General features: G+C 71.3%; 7 protein-coding genes. 1 reads left to right on the top strand and 6 read right to left on the bottom strand.

Features of this window, described 5'->3' with window-relative positions:
- Positions 1-72 precede the first annotated feature (72 nt).
- Together ACWCO3_RS29035 and ACWCO3_RS29030 are read right to left on the bottom strand one after the other, a co-directional pair.
- On the bottom strand, positions 73-204 hold the full coding sequence (locus ACWCO3_RS29035; protein WP_450013068.1) for a hypothetical protein: 132 nt from the start codon (positions 202-204) through the stop codon (positions 73-75).
- On the bottom strand, positions 201-1,550 hold the full coding sequence (locus ACWCO3_RS29030) for a class I adenylate-forming enzyme family protein (protein ID WP_450013066.1): 1,350 nt from the start codon (positions 1,548-1,550) through the stop codon (positions 201-203). Before ACWCO3_RS29030 ends, ACWCO3_RS29035 begins: the two co-directional genes overlap by 4 nt.
- A 412-nt stretch (positions 1,551-1,962) precedes the next feature.
- Here ACWCO3_RS29030 and ACWCO3_RS29025 point away from each other — a divergent pair, with 412 nt between their 5' ends.
- Positions 1,963-3,054 (top strand): serine hydrolase domain-containing protein, encoded by a 1,092-nt coding sequence (locus tag ACWCO3_RS29025; RefSeq protein ID WP_145781516.1) that lies wholly within the window; start codon positions 1,963-1,965, stop codon positions 3,052-3,054.
- A 40-nt stretch (positions 3,055-3,094) separates the two neighbouring features.
- Here ACWCO3_RS29025 and ACWCO3_RS29020 read toward each other — a convergent pair whose 3' ends face one another.
- The 4 genes from ACWCO3_RS29020 to ACWCO3_RS29005 form a co-directional block, all read right to left on the bottom strand.
- Entirely contained in the window at positions 3,095-3,922 is an 828-nt protein-coding gene (locus ACWCO3_RS29020; RefSeq protein WP_450013064.1) for a M55 family metallopeptidase, read from the bottom strand.
- Positions 3,923-4,098: 176 nt separating this feature from the next.
- Entirely contained in the window at positions 4,099-4,416 is a 318-nt protein-coding gene (locus ACWCO3_RS29015) for an antibiotic biosynthesis monooxygenase family protein (RefSeq protein ID WP_145781511.1), read from the bottom strand.
- Positions 4,413-5,669 carry a beta-ketoacyl synthase N-terminal-like domain-containing protein gene (locus ACWCO3_RS29010; protein ID WP_450013070.1) on the bottom strand — a complete coding sequence of 419 codons (1,257 nt, stop codon included), beginning with the start codon at positions 5,667-5,669 and terminating at the stop codon, positions 4,413-4,415. The genes ACWCO3_RS29015 and ACWCO3_RS29010 overlap by 4 nt, the downstream gene beginning before the upstream one ends.
- 77 nt (positions 5,670-5,746) lie before the next feature.
- On the bottom strand, positions 5,747-7,021 hold the full coding sequence (locus tag ACWCO3_RS29005) for a beta-ketoacyl-[acyl-carrier-protein] synthase family protein (RefSeq protein WP_450013062.1): 1,275 nt from the start codon (positions 7,019-7,021) through the stop codon (positions 5,747-5,749).
- Between the last annotated feature and the right edge of the window lie 46 nt (positions 7,022-7,067).

The raw sequence follows: 7,067 nt of genomic DNA, 5'->3' as shown, positions 1-7,067 counted from the left end.
ATCGCTTTCGGATAACAGCGGCGGCTCCGTCGGCACGTGCACAAACTGGAATGACGGCGCTCCCGGTGCTGGTCAGGATCGTCGCATCCATGGCCCCTGTGGGTCGGTCACCCGCCGCTGGGCGGAGATGTCGTCCTCGCCGTCGCGGTGCACGCGACGGCCCAGGTCGAGGTCAAGATCGAGGTGGTGCAGTGGCCCGGTCACGACGTGGCCGCCGAGCGCAGCGCGTCGGTCGAACGGACCAGTTTGCCGGTGGTGGTGCGGGGCAGCTGGTCGAGCAGGCGCAGCACCCGAGGGCGCTTGTAGCCGGCCAACCGCTCGGCGAGGAGCTTGTCCAGCGTCTCCTCCGACAGCGGCCCGTCCGGTTGCACGTACGCGGTGATGCCGTCGTCCCACACCACCACCGCGGCGGCCACCCCGGGCAGCTCGGCGACTGTCGCCTCCACCTCGGTCAGGTCGACCTTCATGCCGCCCACGGAGACCTGCGAGTCGAGTCGACCGCGCACGGTGACCAGGCCGGTGTCGGGGTCGACGGTGCCGGCGTCGCGGGTGTGCAGCCAGCCGTCGGCCCAGCGGGTCGGGTCGCTCAGCCCGACGTACGGCGACGCCGGGCAGGACACCCACAGCTCACCGCCGGACTCGCGGACCTCGATGCCGGGAGCCGGGGCGATCGACGGCCGGTGCGACCCGTGCAGGTCGGTGCCGATCACCCCGACCTCGGTCATCCCGTACATGTTGCCCAGCGGAACTCCGTACCGGTCGGTGAACGCACGGGCGACCGCGGCCGGCACCAGCTCACCACCGGTGGTCATCCGCCGTAGCTGCGGCAGCGGGCCGGCCGGCCGGGTGGAGGCGAGCAGTCCGATGTGGAAGGGCACACCCAGCACTGTTGCCGGTGTCGCGTCGGCGGCGATCGCGGCCAGTACGGCGTCACCGCTGAGCCGCTGCGGCGGCACCAGCTCGACCCCGGCGTGCAGCCCGTAGAGCAGGCCACCGACCAGGCCGAGCACGTGCACCATCGAGGGCAGCAGGATGATCCGCTCGCCGGGCAGGGCGACCCCGTCGATCTGCGTGTAGCGGCGCACCTCGGCGACCAGGTCCGCTGCCGTGCGACCGATCACCTTGGACGGTCCGGTGGAGCCGGAGCTGAGTTGGATCACGGCGTGGCCGCTGACCGCCGGGCTGTCGGCGTACGGGGTGACGCCCTCGGTGACGTCGACGAAGATCCGCAACGCGCCACTGCCGCTGCGGATCGGCGCGACCACCACCTGCGGGGTGAGCCGAACCAGGGCGCGGTCCACCTCGTGGTCGGTCAACCGGTGGTCGAGCAGGATCGCCTGCGCCCCGGCGCGCCAGGTGGCGAGCAGGTTCACCACGTACGCCAGCGACGGCGGTAGCCGCAGCGCGGCAGCGCCACCCGGACGCAGTCCGGCCGCGACGAGCCGTCCCTGCGCGGTGGTGACCAGCTGGTGCAGAGTGGCCCGATCGATGGGCTCGGGCAGACGGAGACAAATGTCGGTAGAACGGCCGGCGAACAGGATTTCGTCCACCCATCCGGGGTCCGTCGCCGTAGGATCTTCTGCCGTCACTGCCGTTCACCGCCCAGCATCAAATAGGGCAAATACGCCCATGACGTACGCTTGTTGGGGTGCTGCGGGGAACCATACGACGCGCACAGGACCATTGCTAGATGCAAATGGATGGATCAAAAGAAGCGGCCAGCCGGATTGCCGACAGCCCGTTCGGCGGGCAGGATCAGGCGCGTGCCTCGGCAGAGTGTCACCGAGGCATGACGCCTCGTACCACTGTCGCGCGGCCTGAACCGGACGGCCGATGGCGTCGATCAATCGAGACGCACCGGCCGTCGAGGTGATACCGACCCGCGGCGGTGGGGTTAGCCGGAGCACCACCGGGGGGCTTGCCGGAGTGATGACCTCCGGGCCGGTGACCATAGTGGAGGCCATGCGAACTCTTGCGGTGGCAGCGGCAGCGACATTGCTGGTGGCGACGGGTGGCGCCACGACACCGAGTGAGCTCCGGCGTGATGTCGAGGCGCTGCGGGCGACAGGTGTGACGGGCGTCCTGGCCCGTCTGGAGTCGCGGACCGGCGCGAGGGTCGTCCGCTCGGGCCGGGACGTCCCGCACGACCCGTATCTGCGGATCGGGAGTACCACCAAGACGTTCACCGCGGTCGTGGTGCTGCAACTCGTCGGCGAAGGGCGGCTGACGCTTGACGATCAGGTCGACAAGTGGCTCCCGGGTGTGGTGGCCGGTCGGCGGATCTCGGTGCGGCAGCTCCTGCAGCACACCAGCGGCCTGTACGACTACTCGTCCGACCTGATCGGGAACTACGTCACGCCCGAGTCCTACCTGCGGGAGCGGGACAGGCCGTACGCGCCGGAGCAGCTCGTGACGATCGCCATGGGCCACCCGCACGGCGGCACCACCTGGTCGTACTCGAACACCAACTACGTCCTCGCCGGCATGCTGATCACGGCGGTCACCGGGCGGAGCTGGGCACGCGAGGTGGACGCCCGCATCACCGGACCACTGGGCCTGCGGCGCACCCGCACCGGGTTCGTGCGCGACCTGCCCGCGCCGCACGCCACCAACCACATGCAGTTCACGCCAGGCGGTCCGCTGGTAGACACGACGATCGCGATCCGGGGGCTGGACAGCGGCGCCGACGGGTCGATGACCAGCACGGCGTCCGACCTCAACCGGTTCCTGGCCGCCCTGGCCGGAGGCCGCCTGCTGCGGCCGGCGCAGCAGGCGCAGATGCGCACGCTTGTCGCGGCGGCGGATTCCCCCGTCGGGTCCGGGTACGGGTTGGGCATCTTCTGGATCCCGCTGTCCTGCGGCGGTGGCTACTGGCGACACGGCGGCACCGGTTTCGGATACCAGGTGGAGCCGGCGTTCACTGACGACGGGCGTCGGTTGACCGTGTCGATCTTCACCAACACCGGCGACCCCGAACTGGCCGCGACCCGCCAGGACCTCCTCAACGACCTGGTCGACCACGCCTTCTGCCAGACCGTGTCCGCACACTCGTAGCACCGACCCACGCCACACCGGGGCGCGTCGACGACAGCGGCTAGCCGGGTTTGATGCTGGCGAGTTGGACCAGCAGCTGAACCAGCCGGTACGTCTCGGCGACATCGGTGGCGCGGAAGGCGACAGTCCGGCCGCCGCCGACACGGGCCACGCCCGGCACCAGGATTGCGAGATCGACCATGTAGGGGCCGTAGAGGTCGACCTCGACGTCCAACGGCCCGGCCATCGTCACCGGGGCGATCGAGGCGCGCCGTGCGATGGCCTCGGCGGCAGCGTGGCGCAGCCGCTCCCGTGCCTCCTGCGGATGCAGGGCCACCGCGGCGGCCTGACCCAGGGTCTGCTTGACGGCGACGGTGACCGCCGAGGGCACCAGCTCACTGAATTCCGCGCAGGCGGTGTCGTCTCCGCTGAGCAGCACGACCGGCACGTCGAGGTGCCCCGCCATGGCGACGTTGAGGCCGATCTCGCCCAGCGATCGTCCGGCCACCCGTACGTCGAGGACGGCGTCACTTATCGTGTGGGCCAACACGGCGGGCCCGGCACCGGCCCGAGCGTGGTAGCCGACGAGCAGAACGGCATCGGTGTGCTCGTCCAACCCGGCGAGCATGCCCAGTGGGCGGGGTTTACCTCGCACGAGGTGAGCACGCCGGTCGAGGTCCTCCGGCAGGAGGTTCCGAAACGGTCCATGTGCGTCGGCGACCCACACCACCGCGGCGGGTTCGGCGTCGAGCACGCCGGCGATCACCGCATTCGCCTCGGCCGTCATGAGCGCCCGACCGCGTTCGTAGTCGTAGCGATCCGGGTTCGTCTCGGTGGGATGCACAATCCCCGAGATGCCCTCCAGATCCACAGAGATCAGTACCTTCATGGGTCCAGGACCCTACGCGCTCAGCGATCACCTCACCCCGTGGACGATCCGGTGGTGGCACCCCTTCCGGCCCAAGATCAGGTGATGAAAAGTAGGTCAGGGACGGTCCTGACAACTATTTTTCATCACCTGATCTTGGAAGCAGCGCCGCGGCCATCCTGGCGGGCGCGGACCCGTCAGGCCAGGGCGGGCGTCTGGGCGTGGATGTGGAAACGCAGCGAACGGGCGTCGGTGAAACACTCCCGCATCGGGCGAACAAGGTCCCGGTGCTCCGGGCTGCGTTCCCAGGTCTCGAAGTCGGCCAGGCTCGCCCACTCGCTGGTGATCAACCACTGTTCCGGGTCGGTCGACGAACGGCACACCTGGTCGACCAGGTGCCCCGGCACTCCTCCGGCCACCAGATGCCGCACCTCCTCGTAGGCGGCGAGGAACGCCTCGGTGCGCGGCACCGGCACCCGCACCAGGAAGACCACCCGGGCCCGCTGCTCGCTCATGATGTTTCTCCCATCGTCGGCGCGGCACCCCGCAGGACCAGCGCGCTGTTGAAGCCGTCGAAGCCCCGCGCGCAGACCAGCGCGAGGCGGTTGCGCGGCCGGCGGTGCTCGCGCAGGAAGTCCAGCTCGCACCCGTCGGCCACCTCGTCCGGGCCCGCCGAGGCCGGCAGCGTGTCGTGGGCGAACGCGAGCAGCGCGGTAGCCACGTCCAACGCCGACCCACCCTGGTACGCCCGCCCGGTCAGCGGCTTCTGCGTCGTCACCGGAGGCGGCCGGTCGCCGAACACCGCACGCAGCGCCTCGGCCTCGCTGCGGTCGTAGCGGTACACCCCGAGCGCGTCAGGCAGCACCACGTCGATCCCGGCCGCCGCGACGCCGGCCCGGTCCAGGGCCAACCGCATCGCCCGCGCGTACTGGGCCGGGTCTCCCGCGCTGTCCGCCGTGGTGTGCGCGGCGTCGTGGGTGGAACCCCAACCACTGACTTCGCCGTACACCCGGGCGCCCCGGGCCAGGGCGTGCCCCAACTCCTCCACCACGAACACCGCTCCCCCCTCGGCCGGCAGGTAACCGCTGGCCGAAGCGTCGAACGGCAGGTACGCCCGCTCCGGGTCGGTCACCTCACTGAGCAGACCGGAGCGCAACTGGCACGCCAACGCGTACGGGCTCAGCGGGCACTCGGTCGCCCCGGCGATCACCACCGGTGTGCCCCGGCGCACCGCGCGGGCCGCGTGCGCGAGGCTGTCCAGCCCGCCGGCCGACTCCGCGACCAACACCCCGCTCGGGCCCTTGAACTGGTGGTGGATGGAGAGCTGCCCGACGCTGGCCGCGTAGAACCAGGCAATCGACTGGTACGCCCCGACCGTGCGCGACGTCCCGCCCCAGAGCCGTTGCAGCTCCCGCTGACCGAACAGGTTGCCGCCCGACGAGCTGGCCAGTGTCACCGCGTACCCGTACGGGTCGGGGGCCCGCTCGGGCAGGCCGGCGTCGGCCAGCGCCAGCCGGGTCGCCGCGAAGCCGAGGTGCGTCCACCTGTCGGTCTGCACCAACTGTCGACTGTCCGCGTAGGAGTCCGGGGTGAAGCCGGGCACCTCCCCGCCGTTGCGGGTCGGGTAGCCGGACGGGTCGAACAACGTGATCGGACCGGTCCGCCGGGTGCCGGCCAGCACCGTACGCCAGTGCGCGTCCGCGCCGATGCCACTGGGCGCGACCACACCGATGCCGGTCACCACCGCCCGAGCCGCAGGAGCGCTCACCCCGTCCCGCTGCTGGGGCGCGCTCACGCCGGCACGATCCTCAGCGGCGCTCACGCCGCCGTGTTGCTCAGCGGCGCTCACGCCGCCACGCTCCCGGGCAGCCGGCGGAACACCATCGCCGACTGGAAGCCGCCGAACCCGCTGCCCACCGACAGGGCCACGTCCACCGGGACCTCCCGCGCCTCGTTCGGCACGTAGTCCAGGTCGCACTCCGGGTCCCGGGTGCTCCAGTTCGCCGTCGGCGGCACCACCCCGAACTCGATCGCGAGGGCACACGCGGCCATCTCGATCGACCCGATCGCACCCAGCGAGTGCCCCACCATCGACTTGATCGAGCTGATCGGCACCTTGTACGCGCGCTGACCCAGCGCCCGCTTGAACGCGGCCGTCTCGTGCCGGTCGTTCTGCCGGGTACCCGAACCGTGCGCGCTGATGTAGGACACCTGCTCCGGGATGATCCGACCCTGCGTGAGCGCATCGGTCACGGCGAGGCTCATCTCCAGCCCGTCCGGCCGCAACCCGGTCATGTGGTAACCGTTGCTGCGGCTGGCGTACCCGGCCACCTCGCAGTAGATGTGCGCCCCCCGCCGCAGGGCGTGCCCGGCCTCCTCCAGCACCAGCACCGCCCCACCCTCGGCCAGCACGAACCCGTGCCGGTCCGCGTCGAACGGACGCGAGGCGTGCGCCGGGTCGTCGTTGTCCGGGCTGGTCGCCTTGATCGCGTCGAACGAGGCCACGGTCACCGGCGAGATCGGCGAGTCCGACGCGCCGGCCAGCATCACGTCCGCCTCACCGTCCACGATCATCTGGTGGGCGTACCCGATGGCGTCGATGCCCGAGGTGCAACCGGTCGACACCACCTGCGCCGGGCCGTGCAACCCGTGCCGGCAGGCCACGTCGGCGGCGAGGCTGCTGGGCACCAACGCCTGATAGAGGTACGGGCCACCGCGCGCCGCGTCGACCAGCCACCGCTGGCCGTGCTCGCTGACCGTGACGTACTCCTGCTCCAACGCCATCGTGCCGCCCACAGCGGTGCCCAGCACCACCCCGGCCCGGTCCCGCTCCGCGTCGGTGAGCACCAGTTGGGCGTCGGCGAGCGCCTCGGCGGAGCAGGCCAGCGCGAACTGGACGTACCGGTCGGCCCGGAGACGCTCGGCCTCGCTGAGCCCCGCCGCGACCGGGTCGAAGTCGCACTCCGCGGCGATCTGCGACCGGAACGGCGACGGGTCGAAGAAGCTGATCCGCCGGGTGGCGGTCCGCCCCTCGGTGATGGTCTTCCAGAACCGGTCCCGGCTCGCGCCGCCCGGGGCGACCACCCCGACCCCCGGGACCCCCCGGCGGCGCCGGGGCAACGCCGCACCACAGTTAGCGCCAGCGGGGCGCCCCAAACAGAAAGGC

Source organism: Micromonospora sp. NPDC002411 (assembly GCF_053592955.1).
This window is presented reverse-complemented; position numbering and strand designations above follow the sequence as displayed.